23 protein-coding genes and 1 tRNA gene are annotated in these 25,747 nt (G+C 38.9%); 11 read left to right on the top strand and 13 right to left on the bottom strand.

Annotated elements, in window-relative coordinates:
- Nucleotides 1–192: 192 nt before the first annotated feature.
- From PZB74_RS20275 to PZB74_RS20255, 5 genes are all read left to right on the top strand, one after another.
- Nucleotides 193–2,055: a DNA topoisomerase IV subunit B gene (locus PZB74_RS20275; RefSeq protein WP_302239044.1), complete on the top strand. Its 1,863-nt coding sequence runs from the start codon at nt 193–195 to the stop codon at nt 2,053–2,055.
- An 18-nt stretch (nt 2,056–2,073) separates the two neighbouring features.
- On the top strand, nt 2,074–2,718 hold the full coding sequence (locus PZB74_RS20270; protein WP_302239043.1) for an MCP four helix bundle domain-containing protein: 645 nt from the start codon (nt 2,074–2,076) through the stop codon (nt 2,716–2,718).
- A gap of 26 nt (nt 2,719–2,744) precedes the next feature.
- Nucleotides 2,745–5,360 carry a DNA gyrase/topoisomerase IV subunit A gene (locus PZB74_RS20265; RefSeq protein ID WP_302239041.1) on the top strand — a complete coding sequence of 872 codons (2,616 nt, stop codon included), beginning with the start codon at nt 2,745–2,747 and terminating at the stop codon, nt 5,358–5,360.
- Nucleotides 5,361–5,553: 193 nt separating this feature from the next.
- The gene (locus PZB74_RS20260; protein WP_302239039.1) at nt 5,554–6,282 is read left to right on the top strand and encodes a c-type cytochrome; all 729 of its coding nucleotides are present in this window, start codon (nt 5,554–5,556) and stop codon (nt 6,280–6,282) included.
- 129 nt (nt 6,283–6,411) lie between these two features.
- A complete protein-coding gene (locus PZB74_RS20255) occupies nt 6,412–6,615 on the top strand; it encodes a hypothetical protein (protein ID WP_302239038.1) in 204 nt (67 codons plus the stop codon).
- A gap of 49 nt (nt 6,616–6,664) precedes the next feature.
- Here PZB74_RS20255 and PZB74_RS20250 read toward each other — a convergent pair whose 3' ends face one another.
- From PZB74_RS20250 to PZB74_RS20220, 7 genes are all read right to left on the bottom strand, one after another.
- On the bottom strand, nt 6,665–7,636 hold the full coding sequence (locus PZB74_RS20250; protein WP_302239036.1) for a M23 family metallopeptidase: 972 nt from the start codon (nt 7,634–7,636) through the stop codon (nt 6,665–6,667).
- 196 nt (nt 7,637–7,832) lie between these two features.
- The gene (gene trhO, locus PZB74_RS20245; RefSeq protein ID WP_302239034.1) at nt 7,833–8,900 is read right to left on the bottom strand and encodes an oxygen-dependent tRNA uridine(34) hydroxylase TrhO; all 1,068 of its coding nucleotides are present in this window, start codon (nt 8,898–8,900) and stop codon (nt 7,833–7,835) included.
- 12 nt (nt 8,901–8,912) lie between these two features.
- The gene (gene ribD / locus PZB74_RS20240) at nt 8,913–9,380 is read right to left on the bottom strand and encodes a bifunctional diaminohydroxyphosphoribosylaminopyrimidine deaminase/5-amino-6-(5-phosphoribosylamino)uracil reductase RibD (protein ID WP_302239032.1); all 468 of its coding nucleotides are present in this window, start codon (nt 9,378–9,380) and stop codon (nt 8,913–8,915) included.
- Nucleotides 9,381–9,450: 70 nt separating this feature from the next.
- Nucleotides 9,451–9,681 (bottom strand): membrane protein insertion efficiency factor YidD, encoded by a 231-nt coding sequence (yidD, locus tag PZB74_RS20235; RefSeq protein ID WP_302239031.1) that lies wholly within the window; start codon nt 9,679–9,681, stop codon nt 9,451–9,453.
- A gap of 8 nt (nt 9,682–9,689) precedes the next feature.
- Nucleotides 9,690–10,205: a dCTP deaminase gene (gene dcd / locus PZB74_RS20230; RefSeq protein WP_302239029.1), complete on the bottom strand. Its 516-nt coding sequence runs from the start codon at nt 10,203–10,205 to the stop codon at nt 9,690–9,692.
- Between the two features lie 103 nt (nt 10,206–10,308).
- Nucleotides 10,309–11,820: a cysteine--tRNA ligase gene (gene cysS / locus PZB74_RS20225; protein ID WP_302239028.1), complete on the bottom strand. Its 1,512-nt coding sequence runs from the start codon at nt 11,818–11,820 to the stop codon at nt 10,309–10,311.
- Nucleotides 11,821–11,964: 144 nt separating this feature from the next.
- Complete coding sequence (locus PZB74_RS20220) at nt 11,965–12,363, bottom strand: phosphoribosyl-AMP cyclohydrolase (RefSeq protein WP_302239026.1); 399 nt, start codon at nt 12,361–12,363, stop codon at nt 11,965–11,967.
- 130 nt (nt 12,364–12,493) lie between these two features.
- Between PZB74_RS20220 and PZB74_RS20215 the strand changes: the two genes are divergently transcribed.
- Nucleotides 12,494–13,090, top strand: coding sequence for a hypothetical protein (locus tag PZB74_RS20215; protein ID WP_302239025.1), 597 nt, complete (start codon nt 12,494–12,496; stop codon nt 13,088–13,090).
- Here the strand turns inward: PZB74_RS20215 and PZB74_RS20210 are convergent.
- The 4 genes from PZB74_RS20210 to PZB74_RS20195 form a co-directional block, all read right to left on the bottom strand.
- Entirely contained in the window at nt 13,087–13,890 is an 804-nt protein-coding gene (locus PZB74_RS20210) for a M48 family metallopeptidase (protein ID WP_302239024.1), read from the bottom strand. The two genes, PZB74_RS20215 and PZB74_RS20210, sit on opposite strands and share 4 nt — an antisense overlap.
- Nucleotides 13,891–14,017: 127 nt before the next feature.
- On the bottom strand, nt 14,018–15,238 hold the full coding sequence (locus tag PZB74_RS20205; protein ID WP_302239022.1) for a glycosyltransferase family 4 protein: 1,221 nt from the start codon (nt 15,236–15,238) through the stop codon (nt 14,018–14,020).
- Nucleotides 15,219–16,532: a UDP-glucose dehydrogenase family protein gene (locus PZB74_RS20200; protein WP_302239021.1), complete on the bottom strand. Its 1,314-nt coding sequence runs from the start codon at nt 16,530–16,532 to the stop codon at nt 15,219–15,221. The genes PZB74_RS20205 and PZB74_RS20200 overlap by 20 nt, the downstream gene beginning before the upstream one ends.
- Before the next feature lie 30 nt (nt 16,533–16,562).
- Nucleotides 16,563–17,921 (bottom strand): undecaprenyl-phosphate glucose phosphotransferase, encoded by a 1,359-nt coding sequence (locus tag PZB74_RS20195; protein WP_302239019.1) that lies wholly within the window; start codon nt 17,919–17,921, stop codon nt 16,563–16,565.
- Nucleotides 17,922–18,407: 486 nt separating this feature from the next.
- On the opposite strand from PZB74_RS20195, the gene PZB74_RS20190 reads away from it, so the two are divergent.
- The 4 genes from PZB74_RS20190 to pth all read left to right on the top strand — a co-directional run bounded on the left by PZB74_RS20190 (nt 18,408) and on the right by pth (nt 20,757).
- A tRNA-Gln gene (locus PZB74_RS20190) sits at nt 18,408–18,478 on the top strand.
- A 71-nt stretch (nt 18,479–18,549) separates the two neighbouring features.
- A complete protein-coding gene (locus PZB74_RS20185; RefSeq protein WP_302239018.1) occupies nt 18,550–19,491 on the top strand; it encodes a ribose-phosphate pyrophosphokinase in 942 nt (313 codons plus the stop codon).
- A 22-nt stretch (nt 19,492–19,513) separates the two neighbouring features.
- A complete protein-coding gene (locus PZB74_RS20180; RefSeq protein WP_302239017.1) occupies nt 19,514–20,119 on the top strand; it encodes a 50S ribosomal protein L25/general stress protein Ctc in 606 nt (201 codons plus the stop codon).
- A gap of 77 nt (nt 20,120–20,196) precedes the next feature.
- Nucleotides 20,197–20,757 (top strand): aminoacyl-tRNA hydrolase, encoded by a 561-nt coding sequence (gene pth, locus PZB74_RS20175; protein ID WP_302239015.1) that lies wholly within the window; start codon nt 20,197–20,199, stop codon nt 20,755–20,757.
- A gap of 9 nt (nt 20,758–20,766) precedes the next feature.
- On the opposite strand, the gene metG is transcribed toward pth, so the two are convergent.
- Together metG and PZB74_RS20165 are read right to left on the bottom strand one after the other, a co-directional pair.
- Nucleotides 20,767–22,833 (bottom strand): methionine--tRNA ligase, encoded by a 2,067-nt coding sequence (gene metG, locus PZB74_RS20170; protein ID WP_302239013.1) that lies wholly within the window; start codon nt 22,831–22,833, stop codon nt 20,767–20,769.
- A 74-nt stretch (nt 22,834–22,907) separates the two neighbouring features.
- Nucleotides 22,908–24,293 carry a BamA/TamA family outer membrane protein gene (locus tag PZB74_RS20165; protein ID WP_302239012.1) on the bottom strand — a complete coding sequence of 462 codons (1,386 nt, stop codon included), beginning with the start codon at nt 24,291–24,293 and terminating at the stop codon, nt 22,908–22,910.
- 467 nt (nt 24,294–24,760) lie between these two features.
- Here PZB74_RS20165 and PZB74_RS20160 point away from each other — a divergent pair, with 467 nt between their 5' ends.
- A complete protein-coding gene (locus PZB74_RS20160; protein WP_302239010.1) occupies nt 24,761–25,654 on the top strand; it encodes a cupin-like domain-containing protein in 894 nt (297 codons plus the stop codon).
- Nucleotides 25,655–25,747: the final 93 nt, after the last annotated feature.

Here is a 25,747-nt window from a genome sequence, read left to right as displayed (position 1 = left end):
TTTTTTTTTCACGTAATTTCCTTCAATTTTTGCGGTCAATTGACCTGACTTTCAAGTGTATAAATGGGTTGAACTAAGTCAAAACCTTAGCTGTTTCTTCTCAGAGTATACTTGCATTAAGAATAAGAAATGCCCAATTTAGGGCGCTTGAGGCAAAATTTACGTATTATAAGTTTTTCTTAACCCATACTTATGGCTAGTAATAATCATAGCAATTATAATGAAGATAGCATACGGTCACTAGACTGGCGAGAGCACATTCGCCTGCGACCAGGTATGTACATAGGTAAGCTGGGAGATGGTTCTTCTTTTGACGATGGTATCTATGTACTGGTGAAGGAGGTGATTGACAATAGTATTGATGAGCACGTAATGGGCTTCGGTAAAACCATAGAAGTGAAAGTGAGTGAAAAGCGTGTGGAGATCAGAGATTATGGTAGAGGTATCCCTCTGGGAAAAGTAATTGACTGTGTGTCTAAGATTAATACCGGCGGTAAATACGACTCTAAGGCTTTTCAAAAGTCGGTTGGTCTAAACGGGGTTGGTACCAAGGCGGTAAATGCGCTCTCTACTTATTTCAAGGTGCAGTCTTTTCGTGATGGTAAGACCAAGCTTGCCGAGTTTGAGAGAGGTGTCATTACTAACGACCCCAAGGTGAGCAATACCAATGAGAAGAACGGTACGCTCATCACTTTTGAACCAGATGATGATATATTTAAGCATTATCATTTTCGTCCGCAGTTTCTGGAAAACCAGATATGGAATTATGTTTATCTGAACTCAGGGCTAACCATTAACTTTAATGGAGAAAAGTACCATTCAGAAAATGGTTTGCTGGACCTTCTTTCAAATAAAACGCCTGAGGATAATCTTCGCTATCCTATCATTCACCTTAAAGGTGAAGATATAGAATTGGCTATGTCCCATACCAATCAGTATGGCGAGGAGTATTATTCTTTTGTGAATGGGCAGTACACAACTCAGGGAGGTACGCACCTGGCTGCTTTTCGTGAGGCTGTAGTAAAAACTGTAAGAGAGTTTTTTGGCAAAAACTATGATGCCGCTGATATACGTGCTTCCATAGTAGCTGCTATTTCAGTACGGGTGCAGGAGCCGGTTTTTGAGTCACAGACCAAGACCAAACTGGGGTCACAGAATGTAGGGCCGGAAGGACCTACCATGCGTACCTTTATCAACGATTTTGTTAAAAACCAGCTGGACAACTTTCTCCATAGACACCAGGATACTGCAACAGCACTCTTAAAGCGTATACAGCAGTCTGAGCGTGAGCGTAAAGAGATCGCCGGAATAAAAAAACTGGCGAATGAAAGAGCTAAAAAAGCCAATCTGCATAATAAGAAGCTACGCGATTGCCGTATCCACTTTGACGATAAAAAGAAAGATAGGGTAGATGATACGATGATTTTCATCACTGAGGGTGACTCGGCCAGCGGATCTATCACTAAATCTCGTGATGTACAAACCCAGGCGGTGTTTAGTTTGCGTGGTAAGCCCCTCAACTGCTTCTCACTCACTAAAAAAGTAGTGTATGAGAACGAAGAGTTTAACCTGCTACAGCATGCGCTAAATATAGAAGATGGGCTGGACGGACTACGTTATCGCAAAATTATTATCGCTACTGATGCAGATGTTGATGGTATGCACATTCGTTTGCTTATGCTTACCTTCTTTTTGCAATTCTTTCCCGACTTGGTAAGAAATGGGCATGTGTTTATACTGGATACTCCATTGTTTAGGGTAAGAAACAAGAAAGAAACCATCTACTGCTACTCAGAAGAAGAAAAAAGACAGGCAGTACAAAAGCTGGGTAGTAAGCCGGAGATCACCCGATTCAAAGGATTGGGAGAAATTTCTCCTGACGAATTTGGTGCTTTTATCGGTGAGGATATTCGTTTGCAGCCTATTATTATTGATGATAAGGTGAGTTTGAAAAAAATGCTGACGTTCTACATGGGCAAAAACACACCAGACCGTCAAAGCTTTATTATTGACCGACTAAAAGTGGAGAAAGACTTGGTGCAGGAGGCTGTATAACTTAAGTTTCTATTAAATATGTTTGGCAAATTAACGAATCGGGAACGTATCATCATCTCATTTTTGGTGATACTGGTATTAATCAATGTGATGACGATAGTAACTTCCCGTAATTTGTCAGATTTCTCCCACGACTTTAAGTCTATGCTGGAAGACCGTCTGGTGCCTTCTTTTGATCTTGCTAAAATTCAGGAGCAATTTTACCGTAATCGCCTGAACCTGGAAGAGCTCGTCTACCTAAATGAGTACGAAGAGGCACGGACCGTCATAGAAAAGATCAGAGAAAACAATCGCCAGATAGATGCAATTGAGGCAAAATATGCTCAAACCCATCTTACCGAAGATGAGGAGCAACGCCTTACAGAATTTAATATGCTGGTAAAAAACTATCGTAGGGTAGAAGAAAAAATTATTCATCATATAGAGAATAATAACTTTGAAGAAGCTAGTAGTGCTTACCTTCGGGAGAGTTTGCCTGCTTTTGAAAAGTTACTGGATACTACCCAGGCCCTGGAAGATATACAAATTACGGTAGGCGAAAAGCTGTACAAGCACGCCCAGAAAAAGGTAGGCAACATACAGGTTCTGGCCTATCTGAGCCTGGGAATCGCGATTATGATTACGGTAAACATGCTGAAAGTATTACAAATTAAAGTCAAGTAAAATTAGCTGTTAGCAATCAGATAGATATGAGCGAAAAGGACGAAGAACAATTACACGCAAGTGAGCGCATAGATGGCATGTACGAGAACTGGTTTCTTGAATATGCCTCTTATGTAATTCTGGAAAGAGCGGTACCCGCCATAGAAGATGGCTTTAAGCCTGTACAGAGGCGTATCCTGCATGCCATGAAAGAGATGGATGACGGGCGTTTTAACAAAGTTGCCAACATTATTGGGCAGACCATGCAGTACCACCCTCATGGTGATGCTTCTATTGGTGATGCTATGATCGGCCTGGGGCAAAAAGACCTTCTCATTGAAACTCAGGGAAACTGGGGAGATCTGCGAACTGGGGATAATGCCGCGGCTCCTCGTTATATTGAGGCTCGTCTATCAAAATTTGCGCTGGATGTTGTCTTTAACCCTCAGACTACAGAGTGGCAGCTATCTTATGATGGAAGAAAGCGTGAGCCGGTTACTTTTCCGGTAAAGTTTCCTCTGCTGCTGGCACAGGGTGTAGAAGGTATTGCCGTTGGTTTATCTACCCGTATTTTGCCTCATAACTTTTGCGAAATACTTCAGGCTTCTATTGACCTGCTCAAAAACAAAAAGGTTAACCTGCTTCCTGACTTTCCTACCGGGGGCATGGCAGATTTTACCGACTATAATGAAGGTAGAAGAGGTGGAAAAGTACGTGTTAGAGCTAGCATAGAAGAGTACGATAAAAAAACACTGGTTATTAAGGATATTCCTTTTGGTACCACAACCAATAGCCTGATTGACTCCATTCTAAAGGCTAATGATAAAGGTAAAATCAAGGTTAAGAAGGTCGTAGACAATACTGCCAAAGATATAGAGATCTTAGTCTCTCTGGCAGCTGGGCAGTCTCCAGATATTACCAAAGACGCGCTTTACGCTTTTACTGACTGCGAAGTGTCCATCTCTCCCAATACCTGTATTATTCTGGAGGATAAGCCGCACTTTATCGGGGTCAACGAACTGCTGCATATTAATACGGAGCAAACTGTTGAGCTGCTAAGAAAAGAGCTTGAAATTAAGCATCAGGAGCTATTGGAGAAAATATTATTCTCCTCTTTAGAAAAGATATTTATTGAAAACCGTATCTATCGTGATATAGAAGAAGCAGAAACCTGGGAGGAGGTACTTAGCAGAATAGACAAAGGACTTAATCCATTCAAGAAAGAATTTTATCGTGAGATAACCGAAGATGATCTGGTAAGGCTGACTGAAATCAAGATTAAGCGAATTTCTAAGTACGACAGTTTTAAGGCTGACGAACTAATGAAAAGATTGCAGGAAGACCTGGAGCAGACTAAGTATGATCTTGAACACATTCGCGAGTTTGCTATCAAATACTTTAAGGGGCTACTGGATAAATATGGTAAGGGTAGAGAACGCAAAACTTTAATTAAGAACTTTGATACAATTTCTGCCAATGTAGTAGCTGCTACTAACGAGAAACTATACGTAAACCGTAAAGACGGATTTATTGGCTATGGTCTTAAAAAAGATGAATTCGTTACTGAATGTTCTGATATTGATGATGTTATTGTTTTTCGGGCAGATGGTAAATGTGTAGTCACTCGTATATCAGATAAAGTGTTTGTAGGTAAAGACATCATACATGTAGATATCTTCCGAAAAAATGATGAGCGCCGCGTTTATAACATGATCTACATGGATGGTAAAACCGGTAGATCAATGGTGAAACGCTTCCAGGTGTTGGCAGTCACCCGCGACAAAGAATATGACCTCACTAAAGGTAACGCCGGTTCAAAGGTGCATTACTTTACCGCTAACCCTAATGCAGAGGCTGAAATTATAAAGGTATATCTTTCTGGCCGTTCCAGAGCTAAAATTAAAGAGTTTGACTTTGACTTTTCAAGTCTGGACATTAAAGGTAGAACCGCACAGGGGAACATACTTACCAAATACCCTATCCGTAAAATTGTTAAAATAGCTGAAGGAGAGTCTACTATGGGTGGACTGGAAATTTGGTACGATAACTTTGTAGGTACCCTCAATACAGATGAACGGGGGCAGTATTTGGGTAAGTTTGAGGGAGAAGATCAGTTATTAGCTATTTATAAAGATGGTAGCTACGAAATAAAGTCTTATGAGCTTACCAATAAGTTTGATCCGGACAGCATAGTATTATTAGAGAAGTACGATGCCAGAAAGCCAATTACTGCTGTTTATTATGACGGTGGTTCTAAAAACTACATGGTGAAGCGTTTCAATATAGAGACCAGCTCTATGGATCGTAAGTTTAGCTTTATTACTGATGCTCGTAGTTCTAAACTGTTGCTGGCTACCACTATGAAACAGCCTCAGGTGGAAATGACGTACAGAAAAGACGGACAAAAGAAGCATGAGCAGCAAATTATGGATCTGGATGTAATGGTAGATATTAAAGGCTGGAAAGCCTTAGGAAACCAACTCACTCAACATAAAGTAAAAGACATCAAACTGATTGATGATAATAGCGCTATGCCTACAGATAATTCTGCCAAGGAAGGTGCTGAAGATGGAAGTGATGTTTCTAGTGGTGATGAAGTAGTATGGGAGATGAACAGCAAAAAAGGTAAGACTAAAGAGCAATTAGGTCTTTTTAATAAATAATGTTAAGGGTTTTAAAAGCTTCAGCCTGACTTTACAATTGTAGAGTCAGGCTTTTTTATGGCTGCGTGGTATTAACTAATATGTGAATAAAATATGATGCGTAATTCTGTATTATATTCTTAAACATTTATGCTGAACAAAAACTTTAAACAGTAATAGAAATCAATTTTTTAGCTTTCAAAATTTTTTTACAATGATTTCAGATACTAAAAGTTTAGATAGAGGCATAAGTGCAAAAGCCTACTTTTATATATTCATTTCATTTGTACTTTTTAGCCTACTGCCATTCAATGGGCAGGCGGAGCAAACGCAGGATACAACCGCAAATACAAGTGGCAGTACTGCGGATCAGATTCCTGATGATGAACAATCTATAGCGCACGGTCGTGCTCTTTTTGGTCAGCACTGTAATGTATGCCACCAGGTAGATAAGCAGATAATCGGACCCGCTTTGGCTAGTGTACATGCTACACGACCACTTGACTGGCTACTGCGTTTTATCAAAAACTCTCAGAAGGTTATAAATGATCCTGAAGAAAAATACGCACAGCAACTTTACACACAATATAACAAGCAGGTAATGCCAGCGTTTGAATTTCTTTCTGATGATGATATCATCAGTATACTGGCGTATATTAAATCTGAGTCTATTTCCGAAACAGTATCTGGTGGAGTAGGAGGGGCCAATCAGCAAAGTGCTGTGGAACCTATGGGTACTACGGACGTCGGTCCAGAAGATCAGAATAGTGAGGCTTATGCTCAGAAAGAAAGGGATGCCGGCTATGTAAATAATCCAGAAATGTGGAACAGTAGCTCAATTACCGTTTTAGTAATTTTTGGAATATCGCTAATAGCGGTCGTGGTGGCTGTAATCTATTTTAACAAAGGTAGAAAGAGAAACAAGCACAAAACCAATGCATAAATAAGTATAAGAGAACTCTAACTTCATAAATTAATAGATTTTACTTACTTTCATGGCCAGTTATAAGCATTAAGCAAGTGCTAATAGCTTATACTGCTAAAATCTATTTTTTACGTTTAAGTATTTTTTATGAAGAAAGTATTAGGTATAATCCTCACTTTGGTCGGAATTGCAGCTACTGCCATTACAGGTATGCAGGCGGCCGACGACTCAGAAAGTTTTAGCATATTTGGTGCAGATGTAGTAGTAAGCCAGGCAAACTATACACCCTTAATTATAAGTGTGGTAATACTTGTTCTTGGGGTAATACTCTGGTCTGGAAGTAAAAAATAACAAAAAAGGCTGTCTAAACTGACAGCCTTTTCTTTTTATCATACATCTGTTACATAGACTCGTTTTCTATGGAGGCTAGTTTTACCAGCATTTCATACTCTTCTTCAGATATATCTTTATAGATATAGTGAATAGGGTTTACCTTTTTTCTGTTCTTGTGTACCTCATAATGCAGGTGTGGACCAGACGATGTACCAGAGTTTCCAGAATACCCTATACACTCACCACGCTTAACCTTTTGACCTACTTTTACATTAAACTCAGATAGGTGAGCATATTTAGTTTTAAAACCAAAGCCATGATCAATTTCTATTTGCTTGCCATAGCCATAATAACTGGATGATACTTTAGAAACAGTTCCTCCTCCGGTTGCATAAATGGCTGTGCCTATCCTAGCTCCAAAGTCCAGACCGGTATGCATTTTTCTAATTTTGTAAATAGGATGGTATCGCAAACCAAAACCTGAAGAAAGGTAAGATTCGTTTGTAGAGATGGGCGCTATTGCAGGTATAGAGGCCAGCATCAGGTGCTGATTTTTGGCTAGGGTAAGTAGCTCGTCATACGATTTGGTTTGTATGTACATTTTGCGCTTGATCTGATCCAGGTCTTTCACCGTGTTTAGAATCAATTCTTCCTCACTCAATTTTGCCTGTAGTAATTTGCTGTATCTTTCTGCACCACCAATACCTGCATTTCTGATAGATTGTGGTATAGGATCCTGTTCGTAAATGGTACGGTAGATACCATCATCACGATCCTGGAGTTGAGCAAGCATACCAGAGGTTTCATCCATCTGCTTTTGTAGAATGCTATAATAGAAGTGCAGTTTTTCGTTTTCTTTACGTAAGCTTACTTCCTTAGGTGAGTCGTAATAGTTCATGTAAACGAAAGCCATGCCCAGAGCTGCCAACAGGATGATAGATAGGTTAAGTACCCCATCCATAATAATCTCCCATTTTGTTACCTTTAGCTTCTCATATTTGCATGTATTGGGATCGTAGTAGTATTTTACCTTCGGCATCTATAACAAATATTTACTGTGGTTTGCGCCTTTATTTCTGTAGTCAGGCTAATCTGATAGTATCAAAATTAGGGTCAGAATACAGCTAGGTGGCATCAAAGCCCAGGCAAATGTTACACACGATGGAATACTACACTTTTGCCACCATTAACATAGGTTGAAGGCAAAAAATATATAGTCATAAAAAAAGCTCATGTTAATCATGAGCTTGATTTTTAATAAGGGGAGCATCTTTTAGCCAGTGGTTTTCTAACTGATCTACCCGGCCTTTTCTAAAGACATTTCTTTTTTGTTGATACTGCTTTCGCAAAGTCTTTTGATCCTCTTCAGGTAGGTTGACAAAAGTTTTGCATTCGTTAGAGCAGCAATTATCGTATTTTTTCGCACACTCATCACACTGTATAAAAAGCAGGTGGCAAGCGTCATTTCTACAGTTTGTGTGCGTATCACAAGCTTTTCCGCACTGATGGCAATGACTTATCACTTCATCAGAGATGCGCTCTCCCAAGCGCTCATCAAATACAAAGTTTTTACCCTTAAACTTATTGGGTAAGCCTTTTTCTTTTACTTCATGCGCATACTTAATAATCCCCCCTTCTAGCTGATGTACATTTTTAAAACCCAGGTGCTTAAAGTAAGCACTAGCTTTTTCGCAGCGAATACCACCGGTGCAATACATGATAATATTACGATCGCGGTAGGGCTGAAGCGTTTCATTTACAATAGGTAGTGCGTCTCGGAAAGTATCTACATCAGGAAGAATAGCATTTTCAAAGTGGCCAACTTCGCTTTCGTAGTGGTTTCGCATATCTACTACAATGGTGTTGGGGTCGTCTGTTAAACGGTTAAATTCTTCTGCGTTTACATGCTTTCCACGATCTGATACGTCAAAAGAGTCGTCTTCTAGACCATCGGCAACTATCTTTGTACGTACTTTAATCTTAAGCTTATAAAATGATTTTTTGTCTTTTTCCACAGCGATGTTAAGCCTGACCCCTTTAAGAAAAGGGACCTCATTGAGGTAAGCTTTGAATGCTTCAAACTTGTCTTCAGGCACGTTGATCTGTGCGTTAATACCTTCTTGAGCCAGGTACACTCTTCCTAATACATTAAACTTGCTCCAGTCTAGATATAACTGGTCGCGAGTAGTGTTAGGATCATCTATACGCGCGTAATTGTAAAAAGAGAGTGTAGTTCTTTTTTCTTCACTCTCTTCCATTTGTTGTTTTAAAATACGTTTGTCTACCCTGTTATGTAGTAACATATAATGAATAAGTTAATCTACTGTTTGTATATGGGATTTATGTTTCATATTATGAAAGAAAGAAGCATTCAGCTTTTTACCTTCCTCAGCTAATACTCCGGTTATTACTTCAATCCCACCTTTCTTTAACCTCTCAATTCCTCTACCGTTTACCAGCGGGTTTGGATCTACATTGGCAATAATAACTTTAGCTACCTGATGTGTTACTAGTAAGTCACAGCAGGGTGGAGTTTTGCCAAAGTGAGAACATGGCTCCAAATTTACATAAACTGTGCTTCCTTTCAATAAATTTTTATCTTCAACACTGTTTACGGCATTTTTTTCGGCATGTGCCTGCCCATATTCCTGATGCCAGCCTTTACCAATTACTTTCTGGTCTTTGATGATAATGCAACCTACCAAAGGGTTTGGGCTTACTTTGCCTTCGCCTTTGCTGGCTAAGTCAAACACCTGTTGCATATATTTTTCATCTTCTTTCATTGCAATATGGGTATAGCTATTGGTATACTTCTATTTTTTTGCGCAAAAAGCTTGTATTAGTATACAAGCTCTAGTTTGAACTTTTTTTTCGAGGCACCGGATCATGCCCTGATGTACCCCAGGGATGGCAACGCCCAATCCTTTTTAAGCCCAGTAGTATGCCTTCTAAAAAACCCCACTCTTTAATAGCCTCAGCAGTATATTGGGAGCATGTCGGGGAATGTCGGCAGTGGCTACCCAAAAGAGGGGAAATCCCTAATTGATAAAACTTGATTAAGGCCAGTGAGATTTTCTGTAGCATAACATTGTTTACTGCAATTCCTGAAAAATCAGGCTTGGTTGAATATCATCATGATGGTATTTACTGCTTTTATACATATCATACTCACCTTTAATGTCTTCAAAATAAATCTGGCAGATACCTACATTAGGGTAAATTCTTACCGGTTGTATGCAGGCGAGCTCGAGAGTCCAGTGACCGTTAGAGCCTATGTTGCCTAAGCCAGCAGTTAAATGTACCATTATTCCCAGGCGACCTATAGAAGATCGTCCTTCCAACTTAGGAACATGATATGCGGCTTTAATAGTTTCAACGGTTCTACCTAAATACAGACGGTTTGGTTCAAGTATTAGTCCTTCTTCAGGAATGCTTACCTTTCTAACCTCATTGTCTCTCTTCATATCCAGCACTTCGTTTTCGTAAACTAAGAGCTCGTTATGAAGGCGCAAGTTATAACTGTTGGGATTAAGTTGTTTGGGTGAAAACGGATCAATAAAAATTTGTTTACCTATCTGTTTCTCAATTTCTCTTCCGGATAATATCATATTCTTTTTTTCAAAAAATCTAAAGCAAATGTATCTTATTTACTGTAAAACTTGCTCTGGGGTTTTGTAATGTAAGATAATCCGGAAGAGAAGTTTGAATTTATTACAACAGAGAGTACGAAGTACCACCTCCTTTTTCATCTTTGAGCTGAACGCCAATCGCTGAAAGCTGGTCTCTGATTTTATCAGCGGTAGCATAATCCTTTTGGTTTTTGGCTTCGCTCCTTAGTTCAATAAACAGTTTTACCAATGAATCTACTCTTTCACCTTGGTCATCCTTTTCGCTTAATAAGCCTAAAACATCTTCAACAAAGCTTTTAAAAGTGCTTAAAAGCAGTTCAAATGCCTCTGAAGAGATAGTGCTTAGGTCTAGCTGTTTATTGTAGAATGCATTAATCTTGCTGCTCATATCAAATAGTGATGCGATAGTTTTCGCGGTGTTAAAGTCATCACTCATATGCTCATAGCAAGAGTAGCTTAGCGCTTTTATTTCTTTGTCTAGTTCCTCATCTATATTATTTGCCTCGTGTTTCAATTTATCCAGATAGCTCATCGTATTCATAAGCCTTTGCAAACCTTTCTCTGCTGCTTGTAAGGCTTGATTAGAGAAATCAGAAGGGCTACGGTAATGCGCCTGTAAAATAAAAAACCTTACTGTCATTGGGCTGTAAGCTTGCTCCAGCTTGGGGTGATTACCGCTAAATAATTGCTCAAGCGTAATAAAGTTGCCCAAGGATTTACTCATTTTCTGCCCGTCAATACTCACCAAGTTGTTGTGCATCCAGTAGCGAACGGGATTTTTCTGGGTAGCGCCATAGCTTTGAGCGAGTTCAGCCTCATGGTGAGGAAATTGAAGGTCCAAACCTCCACCATGAATATCAAATTCTTCGCCCAGGTATTTGGTGCACATAGTGGTACACTCTATATGCCAGCCGGGAAAGCCCTCACCCCAGGGGGAATTCCAGCGCATAATGTGTTCTGGATTAGCTTTTTTCCATAGAGCAAAGTCATGAGGACTTCTCTTTTCTCCCAAGCCTTGTGTATCGCGGCTTCCAGCTTTCAGGTCTTCCAGTATTTTTCCAGACAATCTGCCATACGGTTGTTCTTTTGCATACCTCTCCAGGTCAAAGTATACAGAGCCATTAACCTCATAGCCGTAACCATTCTTAATAATTTGCTGAATAATTTCAATCTGTTCAGGTATATGTCCGCTGGCAGAGGGCTCAATACTGGGAGGGATGACGTTTAGGTGGGCGATAGCATCATGATAGCGATTAGTGTACATCTGTACTACCTCCATAGGTTCCAGTTGTTCCAGCCTGGCTTTTTTAGCAATCTTGTCTTCCCCAGCCCCTTGTACTTCATCCTCCAGGTGCCCTACATCAGTGATATTTCTAACATAGCGTACAGTATAGCCTAAAAACCGAAAGTAGCGAGCTACAATATCAAAGGTGATAGCTGACCTGGCATGGCCAAGGTGAGGATCGCCATAAACGGTAGGGCCACAAACATACATTCCTATATGAGTAGGGTGGAGGGGCTCAAACTTTTCTTTCTGTCTCGTATAGCTATTTGTGATGTAAACCGGGAATTGTTCGTGCCCTTTCTGATCCATATGTGATATATTAATCAAGTTAAATGGAAATTAAAATTTTGCAGGCAATGTTAAGCCGGCAGTTAGTTTTTTACTAGGTAAACGGATTTTTTTAATAGAGTTTTCAGCAATGAGAAAAGAAGCTAAGGAAGTAGCTATATAAACTTATGGGTCAAGGTTTTCTAAAGCTTGCTTGTTTTCATCATATGCTCTGTAAAAACAGCTTTTTCTGGTGTCCCCATGACTGTTTTTAGTATGGCAGGAACCAGAACCCGCAAGCTTTACCAGATAAATAAGAGCATCCTGGTCACAGTCCACCTTTACCTCTTTAATTAGAAGGTAATCGCCGGAAGTTTCACCTTTTGTCCAAAGCTTTTGTCTGGATGTGCTCCAAAATGTGGCTTTACCGCTTTGGATGGTTCGCTCAAACGCATCTATATTGGTATAGCCCAGCATCAATATATCTTTACTACCGGCTTCCTGCACTATTACCGGTAGTAGGCCGTTTCTTTTCTCAAACTGCAGATTTAGCTCTGAGCCTTCTTCTAGTACTTTATTATGCATTCACAAAATTATTATTTATGCCTAAGATGAAAAAAGATTTGCGACACTATTCTCAATTTTCCAGCTTTAGGCACCTATTGGCAGGTATAAGTGTTTTATTTCATTAACTTTAGTAGTTAAATTTTGAAAAATGCAGAAAGTATTAATAATAGCTACTCTCATACTTTGCTCTCATAACCTGTTCGCGCAGAAAACCCGTAACCTGGCAGAAAGCCAACAAATGATGAAGATGGATGAGGGGGTTGAGTTTATGAATGAAGGTAAGTTTGCTGAGGCGGAAGAACTGTTTAAGGAAGTGTTGTTGAATGTAGAAGTAGTGCCGGCAGATTTATGCTTTTATTTTGGTAAAAACTCCTATTTATTAGATAAAGATAGCCAAAGTATAGACTGGCTGAATAAATACATTGAGTTAAAAGGTACTTCCGGACGTTTCTTTGACCAGGCTGTAGAATATTTAAAGTTGGCTGAAGAGCGATTTAATGCTGATAAAGTGGCTTCTAAAAATGACATAACAGAGAAGTCTGTACGGAAAGAACTTATCAATTGCGAGCAAACACCATTTGTAGTATGCCCGGCTTGCCAAGGCGAAGGTGTATTAATAGAGAAGGGTTCATTAGGATCATCGGTGTATAAGGCTTGTCATTATTGCAAAGAAACAGGGCGTATGAGTTGTGAGTCCTACAAGTTATACGTTAAAGGACAGTGGGTGCCTGAAGAGGAGAATTAATATTCCCCTCTGAACTTTTCTGCTTTTGGAATAATCTTCTGAATATGGGCGACTCTATTTTCTGGTGAAGGGTGAGTTGACATAAATTCAGGAGGTCTTTCTCCGCCCTGTTGTGACATACGCTGCCAGAAGTCAACAGCTTCCTTTGTATCGTAACCTGCCATAGCCAAAAAGTAGATTCCCATCTCATCTGCTTCGGTCTCATGGGCTCTGCTGTAGGGTAGCAGTACGCCGTACTGAGCACCAAGTCCGAAGGCTGTCATCGCTAGTTTTTGAGTAGTTTCTGGTTGCTCACTAAGGGCAACATTTAAGGCTACCCCTCCCAGTTGTAAAGCAAGCTGCTGTGCCATCCTTTCATTACCATGTTTAGCGATAGCGTGTGCAATCTCATGAGACATAACCGTAGCTACGCCTTGCTCATTTTCGCAAACTGGAAGTATGCCTGTATAGAAAGCTACTTTGCCGCCGGGCATACACCAGGCATTAACAGAATTGTCGTCTTCTATCAGGTTAAATTCCCACTCAAAGTCATCTATACGATCAGTCATATTTTTTTCTCGGAAGTAGTTCTCTACTGATTTGGAGATTTTATTTCCCACTCTCTTAATCATTGCTACCTGCTCCTGGTTATTGGATAGCTTACTACTTTGAAGAACCTGATTATAATTTTGAAAACTTAAAGAAAGAATCTGGCTTTCGGGTAAAGGGGTAAATTGTTGTCTTCCTGTAAGAGGAACCCGCTGACAACTAAAAATGAATAGGATAATAAGAAAGCTTGAAAAAAGATGTTTATAACGCATAACCAATATGTATTAGGGTAAGCAAAAAAATGAAACCTGTATTTTTAATACAAAATACAGGTTTTTGTTTGACGATTGCCAGAACAAGTCAGATAGTCAATACATTATATGTAAATTTTTACATAAGTTAACTAACTGCTTTTGTTGGTTCGGGGATTTTTACGTTTAATACTTTTGCGTAGAAATTTGTCAGCTTTGTACTTTCATGATCCCATGAGAGCTTGTTAATCACTCTCTTATAACCGTACTCAGCCATTTCCGCACTTTCTTTTTCATGATCCAGTAGCCACATAATTTTTTCTGCAAAGTCTGCAGTGTCGTTATTTTTGGCATATAATGAAGCTTCTTGAGCCGACGCTTTTCCTTCTTTAAGATCAAACTGAACAATGGGCTTTTTAAGGGCCATGTATTCCATAATCTTGTTCATTGTAGAAAGATTATTCATTTCTGTAGGCTTATCAGGATTAACACACACATCACAAGTGTTGAGTACATCCAATAGTTTTTCATCACTCACTCGACCATAAAAGTCAACATAAGCATTAACTCCCATCTCAGTGGCCATTTTCTTAATATCTTCAAGCGAAGTACCACCACCAACTATAGCAAATTGTACATCTTGTCTTTTAGAGATCAGATATTTAACTGATTCAAGTAGTAGGTCCAATCCTTCTTGCACGCCGATTACGCCTACGTATCCTATAAGGTAAGTCCTACCTTTTTTATATTTTTCATTGCCAGGAGTAAGTTTTATTCTCTCCAGACTAGGACCGCTTCTAACGACCTGAACCTTATGTGGAGGCATTTCTCCTCTTTCAATAGCAATCTGCTTATAAGACTCATTTGTGGCTATGCTATAATCCGCGGTTTTAAAAGTTAGCCTCTCCAGCCATAACATACAGCGGTAGAAGAAATCTTTTTTTCCAAACTTGGCTATATATAGCTCAGGATTTATATCATGATGGTCAAATACATATTTAACACCAAACAGCTTAAATGGTAGTGCTGTCAGGAAGATAAGGTCTGGTGGATTACACCCATGAATTACATGAAAGCGTTTTTTAAAAAAAATCTTAAAGGCAAGAACTAACTCCCAAAAAATAGCTGTACTGTACTCCAATAAATATCCCATAGCACCGCTACCTTCCAGTGGGAGAGGGTGTCGGTAAATATCTATGCCATTTATCTGTTCATAACTTTCTGTATACCCCTTCATTTTAGGGCAGATGATGCTTACATCTGCACCTTTTTCTTTTAGGGTACAAGCCTCCTGCCATACTCTTCTATCAAAAGGAGCAGGAAGATTTTCTATAATGACTAATACGTGTTTACCAGCAAATTCCAACATAATTATCTTTTGTAGTTCTGGATTTATCTATTCTAACGAGGTCAATAATAGTTTTGTGTTCAGGAATTGTCTCAAGTGCCTGTTTGAACTCTTCTGATTTGTTACCAAACACAATTACATCAGACTCTTCTACAACTTTTTCTACAGAGTCTTTAAGTACTCTATTGATGTGAGGAATATGACCGGTTAAGTAATCTTTGTTTTTACCCATCAGGCGTGAAAGTAAAATATTACTATCGTATAAAGAAAGATCGTATCCTTTTCCTAAAAGGGTTTCAATTATTTCAACAATAGGGCTTTCTCTTAAGTCATCAGTACCTGCTTTAAAGGCAAATCCCAGAAAGCCAATCTTACGTTTGCCAGTCTTGTATATCATTTGCAAACCTCTTTCCACCTGATAGCTATTGCTATTCATCAAGCTACTAAGTAGAGGAGTTTTAAGATCTAAGGTTTTTGCTCTATAATTGAGCCCACGTACATCTTTAGGCAAGCAAGAACCTCCGAACGCAAAGCCTGGCTTCATGTAGTATGGAGATAAATTAAGTTTATCATCGCTAGATACTACTTCCATTACTTTTTGTCCATCTACCCCCAACTCTTTACAAATGTTTCCAATTTCGTTCGCAAAAGTTACTTTTACCGCATGGAAATTATTGTTAGCATACTTAATCATTTCAGACTCCTCTGGCTTTAGTGTAAAGATGGGGGCTTCAATGCTGCTATATAGTTCTGTTAACTGCTTTTCACTCTTTTGGCAAAGGGTACCTATTACTGTATAAGGTGGATGCCAGAAGTCTTCAATAGCCGTACTTTCTCTCAAAAACTCGGGGTTTGAAGCTACTCCAAAGTCTACATCGTGCTTTTTACCAGATACGTCCTCAATAATGTTTACACATTGCTGTATTGTACCAGGAACAACCGTACTACGGATAACGACAGTGTGAAATCCATCTTTAGTCTTGATGGCCTCAGCAATTTCGCTACAAACCCTATATATATAAGTTAAATCTATATTGCCATTAATTTGGCTAGGGGTGCCTACACAGACGATAGAAATATCGGAGTTGTGCACTGCTTTCTCTACATCATTGGTAGCCGAAATTGCGCCTTTGTTAATCCCCTCTTCTATATACTCATCAAGGTCTTTTTCAACAATAGGAGACTTTCCGCTATTAATTAAGTTAATTTTAAGCTCGCTTACGTCTACACCAATTACCTGATTACCTAGTTTGGCAAAGCATGCACAAGAAACTGCGCCTACGTATCCTAGTCCAAATACACTTATTTTCATCATTTTTAGAATAAATATTAGCTGATTCGTATTTTAATATGCGTTTTTCTCGCCTTTAAAAGCGTTCAAAACAGTCTTGATTATTATTTTAATATCCAGAGTTAAGCTCCAGTTTTCCAGATACCAGTTGTCATATATGACTCTTTGTTCCATTTGACGATTGTCTTTGGTTTCGCCTCTATACCCATTTACCTGTGCGTAGCCTGTAATTCCGGAATGAATAAAGTGCCGCACATTAAAATTGTTTATTATGGCTGAGTACTCTTCAGTATGTTTAAGCATATGAGGTCTTGGCCCAACAACCGACATATCGCCAATCAGTACATTGTAAAACTGGGGAAGCTCATCTACGCTGGTCTTCCTAAGAATTTTACCCACCTTCGTAATTCTCGCGTCATTTTTAGTAGCCTGTTTGCTATCCGCATCCTGGTTTACCGTCATAGTGCGAAATTTATAGCACCAAAAAGGCTTGCCGTTTTTCCCTGATCTCAATTGTTTGAAGAACACAGGTCCTTTTGAGTCTATTTTAATAATCAGAGCAATAACAGGAACGATGAAAGGAAAAAGACAAAAGATGACAAATGAAGAAAAGCAAATGTCAAAAACACGTTTTACCTGTTGATTAAAGAAAAAACGTAAAGGATCTCTTCTTGGAGTAACTATAGGAATACGACCATCATCATAAAGGTGAGTGTCTATTTTTTTATTAGATAGACCTCCAATATCCTGTACCAGCCCAAAGTGTATGTAGTGTTCATCCGCAAACTTTGTCAGTCTATTTACCAGAGAGGCGTGATTTGGTAGTGCATAGTAAATCTCATCTACATTCTCTCTCACGCAAAACCGTTGAACGTCTTTTAATTCTCCCAACTTAAGGGTGTTGTCCGATGAAATTTCCTCATCATCAAAAAAGCCAAGAAAGTTGTAATCTCCTGCTTCACTATCGGTAAAGTATTGTTGAAGCCTTTTGCCAGCAGGTGTATAGCCAACTACAACAACATTTTTGCGGTTGTTTTTTAAGGCCCGCAGAAACCTATACATTTTTAGTTCTATAAAACGCACTACGAACAGAGCTATGAAACTAAATGCATAGACATTAAGGATAAAAAAATGATTGCCGGTCTCATTGCTAAGCCAATAAGAGTAAATACTGGTGATGATAAAGCTTATCATTAAGCTCACAAAAATAGATATCGCAATTCTGATAAGCTTGTTTAGTTTATCAATATGATAGATGTTTCTAAAAAGCGCAGCAACCACCCACGAAAGTAGAAATATGACCAATAAGCTTTTTTCTGAGTACTGGATAGGAGTGCCCTGAAAAATTTTATGCGCAATGAAGAATGATACTATCAAAACAAGAGTATCAATGAGCAAAAGCAGTAAAATCATTGATTTTGAGTAATGACTCTTTTTTATAATATCAAAGGTTGTCATTTGTGTTATTCATTAGAAATATTGCACATATGTAATATTTGCTGTAAATATATCACTGTTTAGCGTTATATAAAAGATAATTTAATATTTTTTACACTAATATTTATATAAAATAATATTGAAGCTCAAAGAAATGCATTTCATTTAAAAAATAAGGTCCTGAATAAAAAAGTAATTTTTTGCTCGTATTATGTAAGACAACATGTATGCCACACGATAAACTGATATACATTGTTTAAGTAATTTGATTTCTATAGATATATAGTTGACTTCTTTAATTTACTAAAGGGGCTTCTTATCAATTAAAACCATTAAATATTGATGCATATATATAGTAGTAAGCTCTAATTGATGAAAAGTAATTTTTTTGAAAAAAAATCTGTTCGCTATTTGACAATATTAAAAGGCTTACTACCTTTGTGACTCCAAAAACAAAAACGATGTCCGGTGGTGTAATGGTAACACAGCAGGTTTTGGTCCTGTTATTCAGGGTTCGAGTCCTTGCCGGACAACACAACTTAATCCCGGTTTGCAATTTGCGAACTGGGATTAGTTTTTAATAAACCTCCTGACCTTCACTTTTATGGCTACAGTCAAAATATTTTCTGGTGGAGCTACCCGTTATTTGGCAGAAAAAATTGCGAATCATTATGGTAAGCCGCTAGGTGAAGTATCAATTGAAGAGTTTAGCGACGGAGAAATTTCTCCTCACTATACAGAGTCCGTTAGAGGCTGCGATGTCTTCCTGATTCAGTCTACTTTTGCCCCTTCTGATAACTTAATGGAACTTTTACTGCTTATTGATGCAGCACGAAGGGCAAGTGCTAAATATGTAACTGCCGTAGTTCCTTATTTTGGTTATGCACGTCAGGATAGAAAAGATAAGCCCAGAGTGGCTATTGGTGCAAAGTTGATTGCAAACCTGCTTTCTGCGGCTGGAGCTGATAGATTAATGACTTGTGATCTACATGCAGGTCAGATACAAGGTTTTTTTGATTTTCCGGTAGATCACTTTAGCGGAAGTATCATCTTTGTTCCTTATCTGAGCCAGCTACCTACGGATAATTTGGTATTTGCTTCGCCCGATGTTGGTGGTGTAAAGAGAACCAGAAACTTTGCCCAGTACTTTCAGACGGATATGGTTGTTTGTGACAAACAACGTAAGCGTTCAAATCAGGTAGAGAGCATGCAGGTGATTGGAGATGTGGAAGGGAAAGATGTCGTTTTAGTAGATGACCTGGTAGATACAGCTGGTACTTTGTGTAAGGCTGCTGCAATAATAAAGGAAAAAGGAGCTCGCTCAGTAAGAGCAATAAGTACGCATGCTGTCTTATCAGGCAATGCTTACGATAATATTGAGAACTCTCAGTTAGATGAGTTGGTGGTTACCGATACTATTCCGCTTAAGAAGGAGTGCTCAAAAATTAAAGTGCTTACAGTAGCTGAACTGTTTGCCGGGGGTATTACTAAGATTCATAAACATGAGTCTATTAGCCCTTTGTTTATCAGCAAAGCAAGATTTTAATATCACATAACATATAACTATTATGAAAACTGTAGAGATTATAGGGTATAAAAGAGCAAATCTCGGCAAAAAAGAGTCTCAGCGTCTTCGTGCAGAAGGTAACGTACCTTGCGTTATTTATGGTGGCGATGAGCAGGTTCATTTTTATGCTCCCATGATTCTTTTCCGCCCTTTAGTGTACACTCCAGAAGCACACATGGTGGATCTTAACATAGAAGGTGAGCATTTCAAATGTATTCTTCAAGATATCCAGTTCCATCCAGTAAATGAAGTTATACTACATGCTGACTTCTTACAACTGCATGATAACAAACCTGTTAAAATGGATATTCCTCTTCACTTGGAGGGTACAGCTCCCGGTGTTGCTAAAGGTGGTACATTAATGTTTAAGAGAAGAGCCTTAAGACTAAAAGCTCTTCCTAAAGATATGCCTGAGCATATTAATGTAAATGTATCAGGACTAGACTTTGGTAAAGCAATTAAAGTTGCAGACGTTAAGCCTGAGAATTTTGAAATTCTTGATAGCCCGGCAGTTTCAATTGCAGTAATTGAGATTCCTCGTGCACTTAGAGGTAAGGCTCAGGATGCTGAAGAAGGAGAAGAAGAAGAGGAAGGAGAAACTGAATAAAAACATTCATATTATTGAGATGTTAAATTAATCCTGTTCATTAGTATTGGACAGGATTTTTTTTGATAAGACTGACTATGAAGTATCTGATTGTAGGCTTGGGTAACCCCGGCCCGGAATACGAACTTACCAGACATAACATTGGTTTTCTGACCTTAGACCGTTTGGCAGATCAGCAAAATACGGTTTTTAAGACAGCTAGATTAGGCGAAGTATCCTTGGTGAAATACAAAGGAAGAAGTATTCATCTGCTGAAGCCAAACACATATATGAACCGTAGTGGCAAAGCTGTAAATTACTGGCTTCAGCAGCACAAAATAACAGCTGAGAATCTGTTAATCATTACAGACGATATCGCTTTGCCATTTGGTACGCTGAGAATGAGAGGCAAAGGCTCTAGTGCCGGCCATAATGGGCTAAAAGATATAGAAGCGAACTTAGGAAGTGCCAAGTATCCGAGACTGAAATTTGGCGTTGGAAATGACTTCCACAAAGGACAGCAGGTAGACTATGTACTGGGCAACTTTCCTCAGGAAGAGTTAGATGAACTGCCCCATCTTATGGACAGGGCAGGGGAAATGATATTATCTTTCTGTACAATTGGCATTAGCAGAACCATGAGCCAGTATAATAGCTAGGTTAATAGCCTAGCTAATCTGGCTACCATTTTTAACGGCATCTTCAGGTCTTACGAAAGAGAGCTTACCATCGTGGTCTTCAGCCATTAGTATCATACCCTGAGATTCAGTTCCCATCATTTTACGAGGAGCTAAATTTACCAGGATACATACCTGTTTACCCACTATATCTTCAGACTTATAGTATTGAGCAATTCCGCTAAGCACAGTGCGTTGATCTATTCCGGTATCTACCTTGAGCTTGAGTAGTTTTTTAGATTTCTTTACTTTTTCCGCTTCAAGTATGGTAGCTACTCGGATATCAATTTTTTCAAAGTCAGGAAAAGTAATTTCATCCTTAGCAGGAGTAGCTTTATGCTCTTCCGCTCCTTCATTACGGGCATCTAATAGCTTTTGTATTTGTTGCTCTACAGTATCATCTTCAATTTTATCAAACAGTAAAGCTGAAGCATTTAACTGATGGCCTGACTCTAGTAAAATGTGGTCGGTAGCATTTTGCCAGGCGATTGCTTCTATATTCAACATTTCTCTCAGCTTAGATGAGGTAAATGGGAGAAAAGGCTCAGAAATTATGGACAGAGCAGTCGCAATTTGTAAAGCTACATTAAGAATGGTTTTTACTCTCTCTTCATCTTCTTTTATTACCTTCCAGGGCTCAGTATCTGCGAGGTATTTGTTTCCGGTGCGTGCCAGATCCATCATTAGGGCATTAGCTTCTCTAAAACGAAAATTATCAATAGCCTCAGAAATTTGTTTTGCAAGGGTTTTGATTTTATCCAGTGCATCATTATCAATCTCCAGAAAATCTCCTGCTTCTGGCACAATTCCCTGGAAATACTTGTGCGTAAGCACCATAGTGCGGTTAATAAAGTTGCCGTATATAGCTACCAGCTCATTATTGTTTTTTGCCTGAAAGTCTTTCCAGGTAAACTCACTGTCTTTTGTCTCCGGAAGTATGCTGCAGAGCACGTAGCGTAAAATGTCCTGTTTGCCAGGAAAGTCTTCCAAATATTCATGTAACCATACTGCCCAGTTTCTACTGGTAGAGATTTTTTTGCCTTCCAGGTTTAAAAACTCATTGGCAGGTACATTTTCTGGTAAAATATACTCTCCGTTCGCATGAAGAATAGAAGGAAAAATAATGCAGTGAAAAACAATATTGTCTTTACCAATAAAGTGAATAAGTCTGCTGTTATCTTTTTCATTAGGCTGTTTTTTCCAGTATAGTTCCCAGTCTTTGTTATGATCTTCGGCCCATTGTTTGGTAGAAGAAATATAACCGATAGGCGCATCCAGCCATACATAAAGTTTTTTGCCTTCTGTATTTGGCAGGGGTACATCAACACCCCAATCCAAGTCACGAGTCATCGCTCTTGGCTGCAAGCCAGCCTGTAGCCAGGCACTACATTGCCCATATACGTTAGATTTCCACTGACCTTTTTTTCCTTTAAGTAACCACTCTTCTAACCAGGGTTGGTATTTGTCTAGTGGCAGATACCAGTGTTTGGTTTCCTTAATAATTGGAGTTTTTCCACTGAGGGTAGACTTCGGGTTGATCAGATCAGTAGGATTGAGTGAAGAGCCACAATTTTCGCACTGGTCACCATAGGCGTTTTCAAACTTGCAAATAGGGCAGGTGCCTACAATGTAGCGGTCTGCAAGAAATTGATCGTACTCTTCATCGTAAAACTGCTCACTTTGCTTTTCAATGAACTCACCTTTATTGTACAATGAAGTAAAAAACTCCTGAGAGGTTTCATGGTGCACTTTTTCTGAGGTGCGGTGGTACATATCAAAAGAGATTCCGAATTTTTCAAAAGTCTCTTTGTTAAGATAGTGGTATTTATCTATAATCTGTTGGGGAGATATTCCCTCTTTTTTTGCTCTTAGCGTAATGGCCACACCATGCTCATCACTACCTCCTATAAAGGCTACATCTTTACCTATCAGGCGTAGGTATCGTACATAGATATCTGCGGGTAAGTAGGCTCCTGCTATATGACCCAGGTGTAGTGGACCGTTGGCATAAGGTAGAGCTGCAGTTATGGTATATCTTTTTGGTTGTGTCACGGACATCTTAATTTTTATAGGAGATGAAATACAAAATTTGCCAAAGGCATCAGAAAAGAGGCAATATTAAGAAAAGCTTATCAAAAAGCACTGTTGAAGTGGAAGAATATTCCAGAGCTGCCATCATGTTTCCAGGAGTGCTCCAGGCGCAATACAAAATCATAGAACGAAACTATATCTACGCCTATTCCATAGCCATATAAGTAGCGGTTAGCTAACGGCTTGTTTCTTATGTAATCAATATCATTCCATAAATAGCCATGGTCAAAATATGCTTTCAGGTAGATAGCCAGTGGTATGTTGTTAAACTGCTCAATCGGGAGTACCTGGCTGACATCAAACTCACGGGCAAATATTTTTTTGCTGAATGTATTTTGCTGCATCAGAAAGGCTTGTCCCTCAATGGCATCCAACTCATATCCTCTAATCCATCTTCTGCTAAACCCTAAACCAGTGAGGTTGGCATAAGGTTGTTTTTTTAATGAACTCAAATAACCTCGCCCAATGCCTGCGTAATAAAATTCTTTGCCCAGAGGTAAGTATTTAGCAGCTTCCGCTCTCAACCTAAAAAGGTTAACCTCATCAAAAATGCCCAAACCTAATTTAGAAACTTCAGCCTCCCAACGATAGCCTTTAAGGGGGTAGCCTACAAAGTCACGGTGGTCATTCTCAAAGCTGTACGACAGGGCAAAGTATTGTTGTCGGTTACCCTCATTTAAAAAATACTCTGGATTGAGAGAGCGAATAGTATCTTTGATTTTTACATCATTGTATCTTAGCTCAACGTAGTGGTTTCTGTAAAAGTTTGGACGGTACCTCCAGCCAACCAACCCTATTTTAGACTGAGAAGCGTCTTTAAGGGAGTCAGTAAATAGTAGACGATGGCCTTCAGTTGTAAAATTAATGTTAGCGGTTTCAGAAAAGCTAAAGCCAAACTCTAAACCGTTTTTCTGTGCTTTGTCTATATAAGGTATACGGTAGCGCATTGCGAGCTGGCGAGTAAAACCTAATTGAAAGAAAAAGTACACCTGTTCATTAAGCCCTCTAAAATTGTATTTATAGAACTTAAGACCGTATTCTACTCTGCTCCAGTCGCGATTTTGGTTAGAAAGCCATACGTTAAAATTACGGTCGGCCAGTTTAAAAAAGGGTGAAGGAATGGTATACCACCTTTCAGATACTCTAACAATAATATCTGCTACATTTTCATTAAGCTGAATAAGGCTAAGTTTTACATCCAGAAACAACTGAGTATTCATCAGCTTTCTTCTATCAAGAATTAAAGCTTCATTAAGTTCTTCCGTATTGTAAGCATAACCTTCTTTAATATTAAGTTCTCTGAGAATGATCCTTTCTTTGGTACGCTGGTTACCAATGATAAAGATTTTGTCAATCGTAAGTAAACGATTTTTGTTTGCTTGTGCGGAGTTAGCACTAACCCTGGAGGTACTGTCTGTCCAGTTCAAAGATTGTGCTGTGCATACCCATACACAATTTATCAACAGCACAGCACTAATACAAAATCGCAAATATATGTGATGCTTTAAAGACAAGTTTAACCCCTGTTTATTTTGCTCTACAAACCTAATCAATTTACCTAACTAAGAATAAACTATAAAGCTATAGTTAATATCAGGCCTCTTATAAAGGAGAAACGTTGGTAAGCATGATGTAATTTTTGGCCATTCTGCTAAGTGTTAAGATTTTAATAAAATCTTTTAAAATGACTATTCTTTCACGGCTAAACGCAACATTTATTCTTTGAAACAGTTAGAGACAGAGAAAAACTGATACGTATTAACCTTCAACTACGTAATTCATGCTCAATTTTTTTGTAAATGAGATGACAAAGTTGAAAAAATAGCGTAAGGTTTTTATAATTATTATAGATTTGTAAACATTATTTTTTAGAACGGTAAATCTATCTACTAACATGGCAATAGACTTTAACCACCCCGTTGATGTCATTGAAGATATTAATCTAAGAGAGTTTGAACAAAACTATCTGATTCCACAAAAACCTGTGATTCTCAGAGGTTTGCTCAAAGGTACCAAAGCCTATGAAGAGTGGGATTTCAACTATTTCAAGAAAGTGGCTGGTGACAAAACGATCGGTGTATTTGAAAACCGTGAGTCTGACCTGGATAAAACCATGAAGGTGCCTCACCGCAAGATGAAATTTGCAGAATACCTGGATCTGATAGCGACCACGCCTACTGACTTAAGAATGCACCTCTGGAATATCTTTAAAGATTGCCCTGAGCTGATGGACGATTTTGAGTTTCCGGATATCAAGACAAAATTTTTGAAAGGCTTCCCTTACATGTTTTTTGGAGGAGAAGGCTCTGTAGCTCGTATGCACCAAGACATTGATATGTCCAACGTTTTCCTGACTCAATTTCAGGGTAAGCGCAGGGTAGTATTATTCTCTCCAGATTACTCTAAACTGCTGTATCGTTATCCGCTTAATGTACATACCGGAGTAAATGTAGTAAAGCCTGATTACGAGAGATTTCCCGGATTGAAATACGTAAAAGGTTTTGAATGTGAAATTAAGCATGGCGATACTCTATTTATGCCTGGAGAATACTGGCACTACATAGAATACACCGAGGGTGGCTTCGGAATGAGCCTGCGTTCACTGAACCCTCACGTATCTAAACGTATCAAAGGTCTGATGAACATAAGTGTACGTCAGGCTGCTGACTGGACAATGAGAAAATCCTTGGGAGATAAGTGGTTCCATCTGAAGCAACAAATGGCTGACCGTAGAGCTAACTCAGTCATCAAAAAAATTGAGAAAAATCAGAATAAACAGTTTGCTTAATCAATAAGTATACAACTGGTAAGCACATGAATCGCGCTCATTTGGGTGCGATTTTTTTGTTTTAGCTTATGAATAAAATATCTTAGAATTGAA

The sequence above is a fragment of the Porifericola rhodea genome, from assembly GCF_030506305.1.
GTDB lineage: Bacteria > Bacteroidota > Bacteroidia > Cytophagales > Cyclobacteriaceae > Catalinimonas > Catalinimonas rhodea.
Note: the sequence above shows the minus strand (reverse complement) of the source record. Positions and strands in the feature narration are given on the sequence as shown.

What these genes read in the sequence shown, in the direction of transcription:
- PZB74_RS20275 (WP_302239044.1), top strand. Translation starts at nt 193, where the DNA reads ATGGCTAGTAATAATCATAGCAATTATAATGAAGATAGCATACGGTCA.
- PZB74_RS20270 (WP_302239043.1), top strand. Translation starts at nt 2,074, where the DNA reads ATGTTTGGCAAATTAACGAATCGGGAACGTATCATCATCTCATTTTTG.
- PZB74_RS20265 (WP_302239041.1), top strand. Translation starts at nt 2,745, where the DNA reads ATGAGCGAAAAGGACGAAGAACAATTACACGCAAGTGAGCGCATAGAT.
- PZB74_RS20260 (WP_302239039.1), top strand. Translation starts at nt 5,554, where the DNA reads ATGATTTCAGATACTAAAAGTTTAGATAGAGGCATAAGTGCAAAAGCC.
- PZB74_RS20255 (WP_302239038.1), top strand. Translation starts at nt 6,412, where the DNA reads ATGAAGAAAGTATTAGGTATAATCCTCACTTTGGTCGGAATTGCAGCT.
- PZB74_RS20250 (WP_302239036.1), bottom strand. Translation starts at nt 7,636, where the DNA reads ATGCCGAAGGTAAAATACTACTACGATCCCAATACATGCAAATATGAG.
- trhO (WP_302239034.1), bottom strand. Translation starts at nt 8,900, where the DNA reads ATGTTACTACATAACAGGGTAGACAAACGTATTTTAAAACAACAAATG.
- ribD (WP_302239032.1), bottom strand. Translation starts at nt 9,380, where the DNA reads ATGAAAGAAGATGAAAAATATATGCAACAGGTGTTTGACTTAGCCAGC.
- yidD (WP_302239031.1), bottom strand. Translation starts at nt 9,681, where the DNA reads ATGCTACAGAAAATCTCACTGGCCTTAATCAAGTTTTATCAATTAGGG.
- dcd (WP_302239029.1), bottom strand. Translation starts at nt 10,205, where the DNA reads ATGATATTATCCGGAAGAGAAATTGAGAAACAGATAGGTAAACAAATT.
- cysS (WP_302239028.1), bottom strand. Translation starts at nt 11,820, where the DNA reads ATGGATCAGAAAGGGCACGAACAATTCCCGGTTTACATCACAAATAGC.
- PZB74_RS20220 (WP_302239026.1), bottom strand. Translation starts at nt 12,363, where the DNA reads ATGCATAATAAAGTACTAGAAGAAGGCTCAGAGCTAAATCTGCAGTTT.
- PZB74_RS20215 (WP_302239025.1), top strand. Translation starts at nt 12,494, where the DNA reads ATGCAGAAAGTATTAATAATAGCTACTCTCATACTTTGCTCTCATAAC.
- PZB74_RS20210 (WP_302239024.1), bottom strand. Translation starts at nt 13,890, where the DNA reads ATGCGTTATAAACATCTTTTTTCAAGCTTTCTTATTATCCTATTCATT.
- PZB74_RS20205 (WP_302239022.1), bottom strand. Translation starts at nt 15,238, where the DNA reads ATGTTGGAATTTGCTGGTAAACACGTATTAGTCATTATAGAAAATCTT.
- PZB74_RS20200 (WP_302239021.1), bottom strand. Translation starts at nt 16,532, where the DNA reads ATGATGAAAATAAGTGTATTTGGACTAGGATACGTAGGCGCAGTTTCT.
- PZB74_RS20195 (WP_302239019.1), bottom strand. Translation starts at nt 17,921, where the DNA reads ATGATTTTACTGCTTTTGCTCATTGATACTCTTGTTTTGATAGTATCA.
- PZB74_RS20185 (WP_302239018.1), top strand. Translation starts at nt 18,550, where the DNA reads ATGGCTACAGTCAAAATATTTTCTGGTGGAGCTACCCGTTATTTGGCA.
- PZB74_RS20180 (WP_302239017.1), top strand. Translation starts at nt 19,514, where the DNA reads ATGAAAACTGTAGAGATTATAGGGTATAAAAGAGCAAATCTCGGCAAA.
- pth (WP_302239015.1), top strand. Translation starts at nt 20,197, where the DNA reads ATGAAGTATCTGATTGTAGGCTTGGGTAACCCCGGCCCGGAATACGAA.
- metG (WP_302239013.1), bottom strand. Translation starts at nt 22,833, where the DNA reads ATGTCCGTGACACAACCAAAAAGATATACCATAACTGCAGCTCTACCT.
- PZB74_RS20160 (WP_302239010.1), top strand. Translation starts at nt 24,761, where the DNA reads ATGGCAATAGACTTTAACCACCCCGTTGATGTCATTGAAGATATTAAT.